13 protein-coding genes and 1 pseudogene are annotated in these 16627 nt (G+C 63.5%); 10 read left to right on the top strand and 4 right to left on the bottom strand.

Annotation, left to right across the window (positions count from 1 at the left end; all coding sequences use genetic code 11):
• Nucleotides 1-85 precede the first annotated feature (85 nt).
• Nucleotides 86-760 (top strand): DUF1028 domain-containing protein, encoded by a 675-nt coding sequence (locus M5B99_RS13000; RefSeq protein ID WP_248804377.1) that lies wholly within the window; start codon nt 86-88, stop codon nt 758-760.
• Nucleotides 761-1912: an acetylornithine deacetylase gene (argE, locus tag M5B99_RS12995; RefSeq protein ID WP_248804376.1), complete on the top strand. Its 1152-nt coding sequence runs from the start codon at nt 761-763 to the stop codon at nt 1910-1912.
• Between the two features lie 4 nt (nt 1913-1916).
• On the opposite strand, the gene M5B99_RS12990 is transcribed toward argE, so the two are convergent.
• Nucleotides 1917-2831 (bottom strand): LysR substrate-binding domain-containing protein, encoded by a 915-nt coding sequence (locus M5B99_RS12990; RefSeq protein ID WP_248804375.1) that lies wholly within the window; start codon nt 2829-2831, stop codon nt 1917-1919.
• A 349-nt stretch (nt 2832-3180) separates the two neighbouring features.
• On the opposite strand from M5B99_RS12990, the gene M5B99_RS12985 reads away from it, so the two are divergent.
• The 5 genes from M5B99_RS12985 to M5B99_RS12965 all read left to right on the top strand — a co-directional run bounded on the left by M5B99_RS12985 (nt 3181) and on the right by M5B99_RS12965 (nt 9297).
• The gene (locus M5B99_RS12985; protein WP_248804374.1) at nt 3181-4671 is read left to right on the top strand and encodes an aldehyde dehydrogenase; all 1491 of its coding nucleotides are present in this window, start codon (nt 3181-3183) and stop codon (nt 4669-4671) included.
• 74 nt (nt 4672-4745) lie between these two features.
• The gene (locus M5B99_RS12980) at nt 4746-6380 is read left to right on the top strand and encodes a GMC family oxidoreductase (protein WP_248804373.1); all 1635 of its coding nucleotides are present in this window, start codon (nt 4746-4748) and stop codon (nt 6378-6380) included.
• A gap of 297 nt (nt 6381-6677) precedes the next feature.
• A complete protein-coding gene (locus tag M5B99_RS12975) occupies nt 6678-7664 on the top strand; it encodes an ABC transporter substrate-binding protein (RefSeq protein WP_248804372.1) in 987 nt (328 codons plus the stop codon).
• Nucleotides 7665-7672: 8 nt separating this feature from the next.
• Nucleotides 7673-8476, top strand: coding sequence for an ABC transporter permease (locus M5B99_RS12970; RefSeq protein WP_248797662.1), 804 nt, complete (start codon nt 7673-7675; stop codon nt 8474-8476).
• The gene (locus M5B99_RS12965) at nt 8464-9297 is read left to right on the top strand and encodes an ABC transporter ATP-binding protein (protein ID WP_248804371.1); all 834 of its coding nucleotides are present in this window, start codon (nt 8464-8466) and stop codon (nt 9295-9297) included. Before M5B99_RS12970 ends, M5B99_RS12965 begins: the two co-directional genes overlap by 13 nt.
• Nucleotides 9298-9396: 99 nt before the next feature.
• On the opposite strand, the pseudogene M5B99_RS12960 reads toward M5B99_RS12965, so the two are convergent.
• A pseudogene (locus M5B99_RS12960) lies at nt 9397-9677 on the bottom strand (anion permease); the annotation flags it as partial.
• Nucleotides 9678-9683: 6 nt separating this feature from the next.
• On the bottom strand, nt 9684-11444 hold the full coding sequence (gene arsA / locus M5B99_RS12955; RefSeq protein WP_248804370.1) for an arsenical pump-driving ATPase: 1761 nt from the start codon (nt 11442-11444) through the stop codon (nt 9684-9686).
• 423 nt (nt 11445-11867) lie between these two features.
• Between arsA and M5B99_RS12950 the strand changes: the two genes are divergently transcribed.
• Nucleotides 11868-12503 carry a LysE family translocator gene (locus tag M5B99_RS12950; RefSeq protein ID WP_248804369.1) on the top strand — a complete coding sequence of 212 codons (636 nt, stop codon included), beginning with the start codon at nt 11868-11870 and terminating at the stop codon, nt 12501-12503.
• 40 nt (nt 12504-12543) lie between these two features.
• On the opposite strand, the gene M5B99_RS12945 is transcribed toward M5B99_RS12950, so the two are convergent.
• Entirely contained in the window at nt 12544-14214 is a 1671-nt protein-coding gene (locus M5B99_RS12945) for a M24 family metallopeptidase (protein WP_248804368.1), read from the bottom strand.
• Nucleotides 14215-14292: 78 nt separating this feature from the next.
• On the opposite strand from M5B99_RS12945, the gene M5B99_RS12940 reads away from it, so the two are divergent.
• Both M5B99_RS12940 and M5B99_RS12935 read left to right on the top strand, forming a co-directional pair.
• Nucleotides 14293-15780: a PLP-dependent aminotransferase family protein gene (locus M5B99_RS12940; protein WP_248804367.1), complete on the top strand. Its 1488-nt coding sequence runs from the start codon at nt 14293-14295 to the stop codon at nt 15778-15780.
• Nucleotides 15781-15879: 99 nt separating this feature from the next.
• Nucleotides 15880-16551, top strand: a complete 672-nt coding sequence (locus M5B99_RS12935) for a GntR family transcriptional regulator (RefSeq protein ID WP_248804366.1) — start codon at nt 15880-15882, stop codon at nt 16549-16551.
• Nucleotides 16552-16627: the final 76 nt, after the last annotated feature.

The raw sequence follows: 16627 nt of genomic DNA, 5'->3' as shown, positions 1-16627 counted from the left end.
ATACCCACTCCCCACCCGGGCAGCCTCTGCGCAGGCTGTCCGGGGCGCGGATGGCGACTCTGGACGCAAACAGGATCAACCCACCATGACGTTTTCAATCGTCGCCCGTTGTGCCGAAACAGGTCAATTGGGCATCGCCATCAGCTCTTCGAGCATTGCCGTGGGCGCCCGTTGCCCCTGGCTGCGCCCCAGCGTGGGTGCGGTCGCCACCCAGAACATCACCCTTCCCGCCCTCGGCCCGCAGGTGCTCGACCAGCTGGAGCACGGACTGTCGCCGGCGCAAGCGCTGGACAAGGCGCTGACCAGTAACGGCTACAGTCAATTCCGCCAACTGACCGCCATCGATCACCTGGGCAATACCGCGCATTTCAGTGGCGCTGAAACCCTCGGCTGCCACAATGCGTTGTCCGGCGAGCAGTGCGTGGCCGCCGGCAATATGCTGGCAAACCCGGCGGTGATCGAAGCCCTGGTGCACACCTTCGAGACCAGCGGCGGGCAACTCGCCGACCGCCTGATCGCCGCCATGCAAGCCGCGGTGGCGGCCGGTGGCGAAGCCGGCCCGGTGCATTCGGCGGCCATGGTGGTGGTCGGCGAGTTGATCTGGCCGATCATCGACCTGAGGGTCGACTGGGCGGACGAAGACCCGGTCGGCCAGCTCGCGCAACTGTGGGCCGCCTACAGTCCGCAGGTGCAGGATTACATCGTCCGCGCCCTGGACCCGACCAAGGCGCCGAGCTACGGCGTACCCGGGGATGAGTAGATGAACAGCAGCCGCGATCTATTGGCCGCGCTGATCGCCTTCGACACCACCAGCCGCGAATCCAACCTGCAATTGATCGAGTTTGTCCGCGACTACCTGGCGCGGTTCGAGGTTCCTTGCGAACTGATCTTCAACGACGAGCGCAGCAAGGCCAACCTGTTCGCCACCCTGGGCCCGGACGACCGGCCGGGTATCGTGCTGTCCGGCCATACCGATGTGGTGCCGGTGGACGCCCAGCCCTGGACTGTGCCGCCGTTCGAGTTGAGCGAAAAGGACGGCAGGCTCTACGGCCGCGGCAGCGCCGACATGAAGGGCTATATCGCCTGCGTGCTGGCGGCCGTACCGGCACTGCTGGCCGCACCGTTGCGCATGCCGCTGCACATTGTCCTGTCCTATGACGAAGAAGTCGGTTGCCTGGGTGTACGCTCGCTGCTCGCCGAACTGGCACAGCGGGCGCACAAGCCGCTGCTGTGCATCATCGGCGAACCCACCGAACTCAAGCCGGTACTTGGCCACAAGGGCAAGCTGGCCATGCGCTGCGCTGTCCACGGCGCAGCCTGTCACTCGGCCTATGCGCCGCAGGGTGTCAATGCCATCGAATACGCCGCCGAATTGATCGGCGAACTGGGCCGTATCGGCTCGCGGCTGCGCGCCCCGCACTTGCATGATTCGCGCTTCGATCCGCCCTTCAGCACCGTGCAGACCGGGCTGATCAGCGGTGGCAAGGCGCTGAATATCGTCCCCGCCGACTGTTGCTTCGATTTCGAAGTGCGCGCCCTCCCCAGCCAGGATCCCCGTGAGGTCGCGCAGCTGCTGGCGCAGTACGCCGAACAACAGCTCCTGCCGAAGATGCGCGCCGTTGACGAGGGCAGCAGCATTCGCTTTTCCGAACTGTCGGCTTATCCGGGGCTGGCCACCGACCCACGGGGCCAGGCGGCGCGCTTGATCGCCGAGTTCTGCGGATCCAGCGAGTTCAGCACCGTGGCGTTCGGTACCGAAGGCGGACTGTTCGACGCCATCGGCATCCCCACCGTGGTCTGCGGCCCCGGCAGCATGGACCAGGGCCACAAGCCCGATGAGTTCGTCAGCCTCGAACAGCTCCAGGGTTGCGAGGCGATGCTCGAACGCCTGGTCCAGGCACTGCGAACCTGACGCCTCAGGCGTCCGGCTTGGGCGCCAGCACCTCGCGGCAGTGGTCGACAAACAACTGCGCCGGCTTGGTCAGTTGCCCACGGCGCAGCCAGGCAGCGGACAACCCGGAGCCGGTGACCTGTTCGGCCAACGGCACGCGTACCACCTTCTGCCCGTCGTAGGTGTAATCGGAATGTGGTCGGGTCACCAGAATCGAAAAGCCAAAGCCGCGCCCGACCATACCCCGAACCATTTCAATCGACGGTGAGCTGAACAGGATATGCGGGGTCAGCCCCAGTTCCTCGAAGATGCTCACAAAGTAGGTCCGGCTCGGTTGCACATCCAGCAGCACCATCGGCTCCAGCACCAGGTCGTGCAGCGACACCTTGGCCTGGTGGGCGAAACGGTGCCCTTCCGGCAGCAATGCATAAGGTTGCTGCGGGGCCATCAACGGCACGGTGTCGATGGTGCTGTCCAGGTCATGCTCATACAGGATGGCCAGATCGATGCTGCCCGAAGTCAGCGCCTGCACCAGCTCCTGTTGCTCGCCATCGCGAATACGGATTTCCACCCCCGGCCAGCGGTCGCGGAAACCGGCGATCAGGCGCGGCAGGTAGAGCGGCGCGACGGTTTCGAAACAGCCGATATCGATCTGCCCGGCGACCACATCGTTGTCCGCCAGGGCGTTCTGCTCGAACTCGTGGGCCACCCGCAACAGCTCCTGGGCCTTGCGGTAGAAGCGCGCGCCACTGGGGGTCAACGACACGCCCTGGGCGTGATGGCGGATAAACAACTGCACGGCAAAGCTTTCTTCCAGGTGCTTGATCGCGGTCGAGACCGAGGGCTGGGCGATATAGAGCTTGCGCGACGCTTCGGCGACGCTGCCGCACTCGACCGTGGTGACGAAATATTTGAGTTGTCGCAAGTTGTAAGCGGCCATGGCTACCTCGCAAGTGGCAAAGCGAATGCATCGACATCGCCCATCAAGAATCGGGCCGGGTTGCCAGAAGCTTATACGCCCCCGATCAGAACCGAACTGCGCGTCCGGCTCTGACGACTGGAGCATCGAACCGATTTTGCGGTGTTCGCGAGGCACGGGAAACCAGTTATTTCCTGGGACCTGACGTTAAAAAAGCTGTCCAGGCGCGCGCCATCCCGGTGCATGACTGGTGAGTTTTTTTATCGATAGCGAAGACATTTTTACTAATTTCGTGCCCCCCCGCACTTGCTCCACTATCAGGACCACTGATCGTGAACATAGCCCATCGCCGGCTATTCTGGAGAGTGCAGTGACTGACTTGAACACCTGGCAGCGCCTGGCGGGACAGCAACGCCTGATCGATGCTGCCTGGATTGACGGGCGTGCCTACGCGGCGCAGGACGGCGCCACATTCGCCGTGATCAACCCGGCCACCAACGCCTTGCTCGCCCGGGTCGCCGCCTGCTCGGATAGCGATATCGACCTGGCCGTGCGCGTGGCCCGCGACCGTTTCGAAAACGGTCCCTGGGCACGGATGCACCCCAGGGAACGCAAGGCGGTCCTGCTGCGACTGAGCGAACTGATCCTGGCCCACCGCGAGGAGCTGGCATTGCTCGACTCGTTGAGCATGGGCAAGCCGGTGATGGATGCCTACACCATCGATGTACCCGGCGCGGCCCAAGTCTTTGCCTGGTACGCCGAAAGCCTCGACAAGCTGTACGACCAGGTGGCGCCCACCGGCCCCGGTACCCTGGCGACCATCACCCGCGTGCCGTTGGGAGTGATCGCCGCGGTGGTGCCGTGGAACTTCCCGCTGGACATGGCCGCCTGGAAACTCGCCCCGGCCCTGGCGGCGGGCAACAGCGTGATCCTCAAGCCCGCCGAGCAATCGCCCTTCTCCGCCCTGCGCCTGGCCGAACTGGCGCTTGAAGCCGGCGTGCCGCCCGGTGTGCTCAATGTGCTCACCGGCCTCGGCGAACAGGCCGGGCGCGCCCTGGGCCTGCACCCGGATATCGACGCGCTGGCCTTTACCGGCTCGACCCGGGTCGGCAAATACTTCATGCAGTACGCGGCGCAATCCAACCTCAAGCAGGTCTGGCTGGAATGTGGCGGCAAGAGCCCGAACCTGGTGTTCGCCGATTGCCAGGACCTCGACCTGGCGGCGGAAAAGGCCGCCTTCGGGATCTTCTTCAACCAGGGTGAAGTCTGCTCGGCGAACTCGCGGCTGCTGGTCGAACGCTGCATTCACGATGAATTCGTCGAGCGCCTGAAGGAACAGGCCCGCCACTGGCAACCGGGCGATCCGCTCGACCCGACCAGCCGGATGGGCGCCATGGTCGATGCCCGGCAGGCGGCACGGGTGATGGCGTACATCGACCAGGCCGGTAGCGACGGCGCATGCCTGATATCTGGCGGTGAACGGCTGACGATCAACGGTTCGGACAATTTCATCCAGCCGACGCTGTTCACCCAGGTCACTCCCGATATGCGCCTGTCCCGCGAGGAAGTCTTCGGGCCGGTGCTGGCAATCACCGCCTTCGACGATGAAGACCAGGCCGTGCGGATGGCCAACCAGCATATCTACGGCCTGGCCGCCTCGCTGTGGAGCGACGACCTCAACCGCGCCCATCGCGTTGCGGCGCGCTTGAATGCCGGCACCGTCTCGGTCAACACCGTCGATGCCCTGGACGTCAGCGTGCCCTTTGGCGGCGGCAAGCAGTCCGGCTTTGGCCGCGACCTGTCGCTGCATTCGTTCGACAAATACACCCAGTTGAAGACCACCTGGTTTCAGCTGCGCTGAATCCCGGGTAGGCCACGACCTCGCGGGGTGGCGCCGCCACCCGCGTCAACCCATCAACTAGCAGGGAAAAGCGCATGAAGACGCACTTCGACTATGTCATCGTCGGTGCCGGTTCATCGGGCTGCGTGCTGGCGAACCGCTTGAGTGCCGACCCTTCGATCAGCGTGTGCCTGATCGAAGCCGGCGGCCACGACAACAGCCCGCGGATCCAGACACCGGCCGGTACCATCACCCTCTACAAGAGCAAAAAGTACAGCTGGAACTTCTTCTCCGCCCCGCAGAAAAACCTCGCCGGCCGCACGCTGCACACGCCACGAGGCAAGGCCCTCGGCGGCTCCAGCTCGATGAACAGCATGATCTACATTCGCGGCCACGCCAGCGACTACGATCGCTGGGCGCAAGCCGGCTGCCCGGGCTGGGACTGGGCCAGCCTGCTGCCCTACTTCAAAAAATCCGAGAACAACCGGCTCGGCCAGGACCCGCGCCTGCATGGCAGCCGCGGTGAGCTGAACGTCGAGGCCGCGCGCGATCCCAATCCAGTGTCGAAACTGTTCGTGCAAGCCGCCGAACGCCTGGGCCTGCGCCGCAACGATGACTTCAACGGCGACCGGCTGGAAGGCTGCGGTATCTACAACCTGACGCAAAAGGATGCCCGGCGCCTGTCCAGCTATCGGGCCTTCGTGGCGCCGGTGATCGATCGCCCGAACCTGACCGTGCTGACCGACTGCGCGGTGCCCTCGCTGATCCTTGAGCGGCGCACGGCCAGGGGCGTCAGGGTCGAGGTGAACGGCAGCCAACAGGTCCTGCACGCCAACCGTGAAGTCATCCTTTGCGCGGGGGCCCTGGGCAGCCCGCAGTTGCTGCTGGCTTCCGGCATCGGCCCGGCGCAGGAGCTGCAAGCCGCCGGGATCCACGTCGTGCACGACCTGCCCGGCGTCGGCAAGAACCTGCAGGACCATCTCGACGGCCTGGTCACCGTTCGCTCCAGGAGCCCGCTGACCCTGGGCTTTTCCCTCGGGGCCCTGCCCAGCATCCTCGGCGCGCCGCTGCGCTACCTGCTGGCGCGCAAGGGCTGGCTGACCACCAACTACGTCGAGGCCGGCGGCTTTGCCCGAACGCCCCTGGCGGACGCCCTGCCGGACGTGCAGTTCCACTTCGTGCCCGGTTATCGCAGCCACCGTGGCCGGCTGTTCGAATGGGGCCACGGCTACGCCGTGCACACCTGCGTCTTGCGCCCCAAGAGCATCGGCGCGCTGCACCTGGACCGTGAGCGCAAGCTGGTCATCGATTTCAATTTCCTCTCCGACCCCGCCGACGCCAAGGTGCTGATCGAAGGCTTGAAGCTGGCCCGACGCATTCTCGCCGCCCCGCAGTTCGATGGCATTCGCGGCAAGGAGATGCTGCCCGGCGAAGCCGTGCAGAGCGACGAACAACTGATGACCTACGTGCGTGACTACGCCTCGACGGTGTTTCACCCGGTGGGAACCTGCAAGATGGGTGTCGACCCCATGAGCGTGGTCGGCCCCGACTTGAAGGTCCATGGCCTGCAAGGGTTGCGGGTGGTCGACGCCTCGATCATGCCGACCCTGATCAGCGGCAACACCAATGCGCCGTGCATCATGATCGGCGAGAAAGCCGCCGACCTGATCCTGCAGCACGCGCCCCTGACAACCACGGGCACTCAAAGCAACAAGCTCCTGACCGACTGATCGCCGCCCGCTCCAGAAAAACGCTGCCCCCCGCAACCGGATGGCGGCGTTTTCCAGCTTTCCTACCCGCCAGAACCCCCGCCGCAGAGGCTTTTCGCCCCTGCACGCCTAGCCAGTTTTTTCCTCTTTAGCGACGACATATTTACTAATTTTCCTGGCCCGCCACATCAGCCAATATCAATCTCGCCCCAACAGAGGCACAAGGTCCGTCAGAGACCCAGGTTGTTCAGTTTTTGGCGTCTTGCCCCACTGCCCCGAGATAGACCAACTAAAAAACCAACATTCCGGGAGTGCACAATGATCAAGTCTTTCGTCTCGCGCTGCATACGTCCACTGGCCTTGACCGCTATCGCTGCCGGCGTAGCCGGAGGTGCCCAGGCCGGCACCTTGTCGATCGGTCATACCACCTGGGTCGGCTATGGCACCCTGTACCTGGCCCAGGACCTTGGCTACTTCAAGGAAAAGGGTCTGAGCGTGGAACTGCCGACCATCGAAGAAGCCTCCATGTACATGGCCGCGCAGGCCTCGGGCAAGCTGTCCGGCTCAGCCTCGACCCTGGATGAAATCCTCAAGTACCGCCCGCAATTCTGCTTCAAGGCGGTTGCGGCACTGGATGAAAGCCATGGCGGCGATGGCGTGCTGGTGGGCAAGGAGGTCAACAGCCTGCAGGAGCTCAAGGGCAAGGCCGTGGCCGTCAACGAAGGTTCCGTCTCGCAGTTCTGGCTCAACTACCTGCTGAAGAACGCCGGCATGAAGATGAGCGACCTGACCATCCAGAACATGACCGCCGACGATGCGGCCACCGCCTTTATCGCCGGCCGCGTACCGGCCGCCGTGACCTGGGAGCCGCACCTGTCCACCGTGCGTGAAAAACACACCGGCAAAGTCCTGGTCGACAGCAGCAGCACCCCGGGGGTGATCGTCGACGTCGTGGCCTTGAACTGCGAGGTCGTCGAAAAACAACCGGAGGATGTCAAAGCCCTGGTCGCCGGCTTGTACAAGGCGGTGCAGTACACCCGGGAACACCCGAAGGAAGCCTACGCGATCATGGCCAAGGGCGTCGGCGGCTACCTGGCGGACCCGGCGGAACTGGCCTCGGCCGCCAAGGGCGTGCGCTTCTATGACCAGGCCATGAGCGAAGCGCTGCTGGGCAGCAATGGCAGCAAGGGCGCCGCCGAAGGCGTGCTCAAGCTGGCCAACGAGACCGCCAGCGAGTTGCAAGGCAAGCCTTACAACGTCAGCTACGCCGACCTGATCGACAACCGCTTCATCACCCCGAAATAGGAGGCGGCATGTCCAAGCGTAATTCGTGGTTGAACCGCTGTCTCACGCCCAAGACCGGCTTGCCGATCCAGGTGATCTGGAGCGCCAGCGGGCTGGCCTGGGCGCTGTTGATCGGGCTGTGGGCCGTGCTGTCCTATGGCGGCGTGGTGCCGGCGATGTTCCTGCCGACCCCGGGCGCCGTGCTCGATGCGGCGCTGCGCCTGAGCCGCGACGGCACCCTGGGGCCGCATGTCTGGGCCAGTGTCGAAGTGGTGATGGTCGGTTTTGTCATCTCTTCGGTGGTGGCGGTGCCCATCGGCTTGCTGATGGGCAGTTTCCGGGTGGTCCAGGCGTTCCTGGAACCGCTGGTCAACTTTATCCGCTACCTGCCGGTCACCTCGTTCGTGCCGTTGTTCATCCTGTGGATCGGCATCGGCCTGGAACAACGGGTCTCGGTGATTATCTTCGGGGTGTTTTTCCAGCAACTGGTGATGATCGCCGATGTGTCCAAGGGCATCTCCAAGGACCTGGTCAATGCCTCCTACACCCTGGGTTCCAGCCGCGTGGATGCGGTGGTGCATGTGATCGCCCCGGCCTCGCTGCCGGGTGTGCTGGACACCTTGCGGGTGACCATGGGCTGGGCCTGGACCTATCTGGTGGTGGCCGAACTGGTGGCCGCCTCCAGCGGCCTGGGCTACCTCAGCCTCAAGGCCATGCGCGGCTTCCAGGTCGACGTGATTTTCCTGGCGATCGCTGTGATCGGCCTGTTGGGGCTGGTGACCGATCAACTGTTCAGACTTCTTCGCTTGAAGGTGGCCGCATGGGCTCAGTAACGGCAACATCCCCCAGGCTCGTCACGCCGATGAGCATCGCCCCCAGCGCCGCCCCGCGCCTGCGCGTCGACAGCGTCAGCCTGCACTACAAGACACCTTCGGGCGGGACCTTCACCGCCCTGGAGAACGTGTCGTTCGAAGTCCCCGACCAGCAGTTCGCGGTCCTGGTCGGGCCTTCGGGCTGCGGCAAGTCCAGCCTGCTCTACCTGACGGCGGGGTTGGCCGAGCCCACCTCGGGCGACATCTACGTCGGCGGCCAACTGGTCGACGGCCCGGGTGCCGACCGTGGCATGGTGTTCCAGAGCTACACCCTGTTCCCCTGGCTGACGGTGCGCAAGAACATCGAGTTCGGCCTCAAGCGCCGTGGCGTCGCCGCCGCGGAGCGCCGCGAGACGGTGGACTACTACCTGAACGAGGTCGGCCTGCTGAAGTTTGCCGATAACTACTCCAAGCAGCTTTCGGGGGGCATGATGCAACGGGTCGCGATTGCCCGCGCATTGGCCAACGACCCGCAGATCCTGCTGATGGACGAGCCCTTCGGCGCACTGGACAGCCAGACCCGCCTGCAAATGCAGCAACTGCTGCTCAAGGTCTGGGAACACACCAAGAAGACCGTGCTGTTCGTGACCCATGACATCGACGAAGCCATCCTGCTGGGTGACCGCATTTTCGTCATGGGCGCCCGCCCGGGGCGGATCAAGGAGGTGCTGGACGTTCCAATAGGCCGGCCGAGAACCCTGGACATGGTGATGGAGCCGGGGTTTATCCGGATGAAGCGGGAGATCTTTCATCTGCTGCATGATGGGCCGCAAGAGCACTAGGCAGCGTGGGGCCAAGCAGGAGCTCCCCACGGTATGAGAAAGCCCAATCGTTGCCGATTGGGCTGAACTTCATCAGAGGAGCGTCGACCCCGACGCCGCTCACATCCACCCCAGCCATGCCCAGCAGGTACTGGCAATCACCAGCAGCAAGGCATAACCGATCAGCGTAATCACCACGCCAACCCGGGCGAATTGTTTCGGATTGAAGGTCTCCGCGCCCAGGCACACCATATTCTGCGGCGCATTGATGGGCAGTATGAAGCCGAAGCTGACGACGCCCCCAAAAGCATGGTCATGCCCAACCGACTGAAATCCCCCGGCAGGTTGTGCGGGATCGCCATCAGGATCGGCAGCAGCGCCGAGGTCAGCGCGGTAGCACTGGGCCCTCAGTGCTGCTTCTCGCTGAGCCTGAGCAACCGCTCCACCCCGATAGGTTCCTCGGCCATCAAGGGAATCACCGCATAGCGACGGGCGTGCTCGCGGGCCACCTGCTCGATTTCCTTGAGTTCATTGCGCGCACGCTTGCGCAGCAAAGGTGATTGCGTCCTGGCGGCGGCGATGCTGTTGTTGATCACCCAAGCCCAGGGTTCAATGCCCGCACGGCGCAGATCGGCTTCCAGATTGGCCGCTTCGAGTACCGGCGTCGTCTCGGCCAGGGTGACCAGCAAGACCTTGGTTCGCTTCGGGTCTTGAAGTTGCATCATCGGCGTACTGAAATGCCGGTTGCTGCCTGCCAATTGCCGTGCGATGTCGCGATGGTAGGCGCCCGTGGCATCGAGTAGCAAAAGGGTGTGCCCGGTGGGCGCCGTATCCATGACCACGAACTTTTTACCCGCCTCCCGAATGATCCGGGAGAACGCCTGAAAGACCGCGATCTCTTCGGTACAGGGCGAGCGTAAATCCTCGGCCAATAGCGCTTTTCCCTGCTCATCCAGGCCCGCGCCCTTGGAGGCCATCACCTGATCGCGATAACGCTGGGTTTCAACCTGGGGATCAATGCGACTGAGGGTCAGGTTGGGCATTGACCCAACCAGGGTCTGCGCCAGGTGGGCGGCCGGGTCGGACGTAGTGAGGTGAACCGGTAACCCCCGGTGCGCCAACTCGACGGCCACCGCCGCCGCCAGGGTGGTTTTACCGACCCCGCCTTTGCCCATGACCATCACCAGTCCATGCTCGTCAGCCGCAATCTCATCGACCAGATCACTCAAGCTGGGGGCGTGCAACTCGACCGTTGCAGGCTCCAGTCCCCCAATCGCCCGGGGCTCTTCGCCGAGCAACTGCTTCAGGGCCTCAACCCCGACCAGATCGAAGGCTTTCAGGGGCAGTTGGTCCATGGGCAAGGCCTTGAGCTCGTCCGGCATCTGGGCCAGTGCGGCCTGCTCCCGGGCATACACGGCGGCAGCCAACGGGTCCGTCTCGGCCTCGGTAGCGGGCAACACGCCATTGACCACCAGGAATTGCTCGCCCAGACCGATGCGTGCTAATTCCTCACGCGTGCGCTCGGCCTCGCGCAGAGTGGTCGCCTGGGCCCTGGCCACCAAGACCAGTCGAGTGCGTGCGGGATCGGCCAGCGCCTCAACCGCTTTACGATACTGATCCCGCTGTTTATCGAGCCCCGCCAGTGGCCCCAGGCAAGAAGCATCGCCTTGACCGGCTTCGAGGAAACCGCTCCAGGCCCCGGGCAGTTGGAGCAGGCGAATGGTGTGCCCGGTCGGGGCGGTATCAAAGATGATATGGTCGAAGTCATCGGTCTGCCGGGAGCCCACCAGTAGCCCGGTGAACTCATCAAAAGATGCAATTTCCGTTGTGCAGGCCCCGGACAACTGTTCTTCCATGCCTTTGACCACATCGGCGTCCAGCACGCCTCGCGCCGGCCCGACAATCCGATCACGGTAGGCCTGGGCGGCGGCTTGTGGATCGATTTCGAGCGCGGACAAATGGGCCACGGCCGCTACAGGAGTGATGTGGTTACCGATGCTGATACCAAATACCTGGCCCACGTTGGAGGCCGGGTCGGTACTCACCAGCAGTACACGCTTGCCTTGGGCGGTCAGCTGTAACGCCGTGGCACAGGCAATCGACGTTTTGCCGACACCGCCTTTACCCGTGAAAAACAGAAAGCGCGGTGCGTTCTCAAGAAACTGCATGAGTCATTCCTCGACGATTCGATGGACCGAACTCGTACACACACGACTGCCATCGAGCATTTTCACCCAGACTGCCGACACGCCAATCAAGCTGCATACGGTGTGCAATCGCTGGAACATAGCATGGCAACAAAGCTCTGTTATTGCCGGCAAGTGGGCCCCAGCCCCCTAATCGAAAGGAAATTGATATGGGTCAAAAATCACCGTCGGACGAATCACTGGAGGCTTCATCCTGGCTCCACTCGCATCCATGCCAGCGCCGAGAGGGTCACCAAGACAGGCTCATCTCGTTGCCCCAAATGCGCAATAAGGTGAGCGCTGTATGACGTTTTGTCAGTCAATCTGTATCTAACAAGCTCGCATTGACCGCCCTACTATCGTGCACTCCATCCAGACGCCTATTCTGCCTCCAGGAGCTACGCCATGCCCGAACTGTCCAACCTGCTTGCCTACGGCCTGATCTCACTCGGCATGGTGCTGACTCCCGGGCCGAACATGATCTACCTCATCTCGCGGTCGATCTGCCAGGGCCGCATGGCCGGACTGATTTCCCTGGGCGGCGTGGCCTTGGGTTTCGTCGTCTACATGTTTTGCGCCGCATTGGGCATCACCGCCCTGCTCCTGGCGGTTCCCTACGCCTATGATGTCCTGCGCCTCGGCGGCGCGCTCTACCTGCTCTACCTGGCCTGGCAGGCGGTCAAACCCGGTGGCCGCTCGCCATTTCAGGTGCGCGACCTGCCCAAGGACAGCCCGCGCAAGCTGTTCACCATGGGCTTTGTCACCAACCTGTTGAATCCCAAAGTCGCGGTCATGTATTTGTCATTGTTGCCCCAATTCATCGACCCCGTCGGCCACGACAGCGTGCTGACGCAATCCCTTGCACTCGGCTTTACCCAGATCGTCATCAGCGTGAGCGTCAACGCGTTGATTGCCATCATGGCCGGCTCCATCGCGGCCTTTCTCGCCAACAGGCCAGTGTGGCAGATCGTGCAACGCTGGCTGATGAGCACGGTGCTCACCGGCTTGGCCGTGCGCATGGCCTTCGAGGGGCGGCGCTAAAATCGGCGGTTTGCGCTTGAACGCAAAAGGGTGACAGCCATCAGCGACCCTCACCGATCAGGATATCCTCGAAGAACGCCCCCACCGCTTCGGTGGGATGGCATAGCTGGATCTCCAGGACCCAGACCATCTCGCTCGGCACGATCTCGAGCTCGGCCAGCTTCTCCTGCCCGAACAAGGCGTGGGGAAAATCGGCGATGCGGTGCCCGGCCAGGTTGCGCTCCAGCCGCCAGCCCTTCGAGGCGGCGCTGCGTTCGGCGAAGTCATACAGCTCGCGACCGGTCAGCCCCTGGTGCCAGGCCTCGCGGGTTTCGTCGAACACCTCATGCAAGGCCTTGACGCACGCCCGGTGCAACGGATCCTCACCGAACACGAAGGTGTCGCCATAATCGCCTTCATAACCGTCCCACACCGGACCGAGATCGACCACCGCGATATCGGTTGCGCGCAGCTTGCGTTGCGGATCGATGCCCTGGCGTGGCGTGCGCACGGTATCGTCGCCAAAACGGATATAGGTCGGATGCCAGGTGTGGGACGCGCCCATCGCCTGCAACTGCTGATTGGCCATCTCAAGGGCCTCGGCGGTGGTCATGCCGACCCGCAGCTGGCTGGTGATCGAGGCCAAGGCCCGGACCGATTGCTCGCGGGCGGCCAACATGCCGTCCAGGGAATAGCGCGGACCGACTTTTTCCCAGAGCGGATCCAGCGGTTTGAGCGTCGACTCGGGCAGCGACAGGCCGCTGGGCACAAAAGCTTCCGCGACAAACCGATGCCCCGGCACGCCCGCCGCGAGACAGTGCTCGCGGACATCGCGGATCATCGCGCCGTTACCGCAGGCATAGACCTGGACCGCCGCCCAAGGATGCGCCTGCGTAAAGGCCACCTGCTGCACCCGGGCCTCTGATGACAGCACCGGGTGCCAGGAAAAACCACGCTGCTCGGTGCACGCCTGGTCCAGGAACTGGCGGTCGTAAAAATCCATGGGCTGCGAGCCGCCCCAGTACAGCGTCACCTCGGCACCACGGGCCAGTGCGGTCAGCAGCAGCGGCTTGATCCCGGCATAACCGGTTCCGCTGGCAAACAGCACCAGGGGGCGAGCGTCCTCGTGCTGCCAGGTACAGGCACCCAATGGGCCCTCCAGGGTCAACGCCTGACCGACGTCCAGCGTCGCCAGGACCTGTTCGGAAAACACTCCGCCAGGGACCCGGCGAATATGAAAGACCAGTCGGCCGCCCTCTTGCGCCGGGAGATTGGCAATCGAGAAGCAACGGCTGTCACCATCGTCGAGGCGAAACCTGACGTACTGACCGGCGCGGACCTCAAGCGGCACCGTCGTTTCCGGCATCAGCACCAGCTCGGTGATATCAACGCTCAGTGCGCGCTTGCCCAGGACCCGCACGGGGATTTCCAGCGTGGGAGTGTCCAGCGACCAGCCGGGGATTTCCAGGCGCATATCGGCACAGGCATGGCTCTGGCACAGGAGCATTTCATCGGCGGCGAGCGGGTAGGACGGTGCCGGGGCATCCGCAGCCAGGAGCTTGTCACGGTACTGCCCCGCCACCACCTTGACCTTGCACGAACCGCAGGCCCCGCGACGGCAGGAGAACGGCACCGACAGGCCGCTGGCAAGCATGGCATCGAGCAACAACTCTTCACCGGCTTCGAAGGTTTTGCCCGAGGGCGACAACTCGATGACATGACGTGCGTTCATAAGGACCTCGGAGCTGAATGAGCGCCAATTGTTGCGTTAGACTAGGACCATTAGAACCTCCAGTTTTGGATAATTCAGATGGTCCAGATGCGTAAATGGCGGCCCTTGCTCAACCTGGAGGGACGCGAGACTCAGGCGTCCTACCGTCGGATTGTCGAAGGCCTGGTCACCGCAATTGTCGACGGGCGCCTCACGCCCGGGACCTTGCTGCCCGGGACCCGGGAAATGGCGCGGTTGCTCGACGTCAACCGCAAGACCGTGATCCTGGCCTATGAAGAGGCCATGACCAAGGGCTGGCTGGTCAGCGAAGCGCGCCGGGGCACCTTCGTCAATGCACAACTGGCGCCCATCGCCACGGCCCGCAACGCCCCGCCATCCTTCGCCCTGGAACTGCGGGCCCAACCCACCGTCGCGTATTTCAGCCCGAGCCCGCAGGCGACGGCACTGCAACAGCATCCCGGCGCGCTGTTCTTCGACAACGGCGCCTGTGACCACCGCCTGCTGCCGCAAGCCGTCCTGCATCGCTATTACCGCAACGCGCTGCGCAAGAGCTTTGTGTCCAACACCGTGCGGCACGGCAGCGACGGCACCAGTCATGCGCTGCGCCGGGCGCTGGCCGAGATGCTGCGTAACAATCGCGGCCTGGCCGTCGAGGCCGAACATATCTGCCTGACCCAGGGCGTGCAAATGTCGCTGTACCTGACCGCCAGCGCGCTGCTGGAGCCCGGTGACGTGGTGCTGGTGGAGCGCCTGAGCTATCCGCCGGCGTGGGAGATCTTCCGTAAACTGGGCGCGCGCCTGGTGACCGTGGACCTGGACAGCGAAGGCTGCCGGGTCGATCAGATCGACGCGCTGTGCCGGCTGCACAAGGTGCGGATGATCTATCTCACACCCCATCACCAGTTCCCCACCACCGTCAGCCTGCATGCCGGGCGTCGACAGCAGCTGCTGGCCTTGGCCAGACAGCATGATTTCTGCGTGATCGAGGAAGACTACGACTACGAGTATCACTTTGACGGTCGCCCCTACCTGCCCCTGGCCAGTGACAGTGCCCAGCGCCATGTGATTTATATCGGCTCGCTGTCCAAGTCGCTGGGCTCGACCTTCCGCTGCAGCTATGTGGTCGCGCCCAGCAATGTGATCGAGCTGCTTAACCGCAACGCCGCGCTGACCCTCGGCCATGGTGACGCGGTGTCGCAGCAAATGCTGGCGGACCTGATCAATGACGGTGAACTGAAAAAGCACCTGCGCCGGGTTTCGAAGGAATACCGGCAGCGTCGTGAAATCCTCCAGCGTTGCCTGCTGGAGGGTTTTGGCGAGCGCATTTCAGTGCAAGAGCCCGAGGGCGGCCTGGCGCTGTGGGTCCGTTTCGCCGACGAAATAAACGTCGGCCAACTGGTGGAGAAGGCCCTGGAGTTCGACCTGGTGGTGCGTAACAGTCGCCAGTTCGCGCCCACGGACCAAGCGGAGAATGCATTACGCTTGGGTTTTGCCTCACTGGATCGGGATGAAATCCGCGAGGCCACACGGCGTTTGGCGCAGGCGGCGAAGGCCATCGCCAGCTAGATGGCGTGCCCCACTGGCGTGACCGTCCGCACCATCACCAAGGAACAGCAAGAAAATTTCGTATACCATCTGCACAACTCATTGCGAACGATCAGAACCGTGGCCCTACCAAAACTCAACGCTCCCGACCTCGGCAACTCGCCTTCGACGTCGGAAATCATCACCCGTCATCTGCGCGACGCCATTGTCGCCGGGCATTTCGCCGAGGATGAGCCAATTCGCCAGGATGATATCGCCCGGCAGTTCAACGTCAGCAAGATCCCGGTGCGCGAGGCCCTCAAGCGCCTGGAAGCCGAAGGCCTGGTGATGTTCCAGCGCAATCGCGGGGCGATGGTCACACGGGTGTCGGATGCGGAACTGGCGCAGATGTTCGAAGTGCGCATGCTGCTGGAAGACAAGGTGCTGCGCCTGGCGATTCCGAACATGACCGAGGAAACCTTCGCCCGGGCCGAACGCATCTGCCAGGAATTTATCGGCGAAGATGACGTCGGCCGCTGGGCCGAACTCAACTGGGAGCTGCACGCCTGCCTCTACGAACCGGCGCAACGGCCGTTCCTGGTCGGCCTGATCCGCTCGGTCAACGACAAGCTGGAACGCTACCTGCGCATGCAGATGAGCCTTTCCGCCGGCAAGGAGCGCGCCGATCACGAACACCGGGAGATTCTCGCGGCCTGTCGCGCGGGCGACGTGGATCGCGCGGTGAAGCTGCTCGACGAACACATTGCCGGCGTCTGCAAGACCCTGTTCGAGCACCTGCCCCACAGCCACTGACGGCATGATCCACTGTGCCGATTTCGTCATCGGCACCGGTTAAAACCCTCAAGCCGACACCCCCCTCTCCAGGCCA

Origin of the sequence: Pseudomonas sp. MWU13-2100 (assembly GCF_023242365.1) — a bacterium.
Classification (GTDB): domain Bacteria; phylum Pseudomonadota; class Gammaproteobacteria; order Pseudomonadales; family Pseudomonadaceae; genus Aquipseudomonas.
Note: the sequence above shows the minus strand (reverse complement) of the source record. Positions and strands in the feature narration are given on the sequence as shown.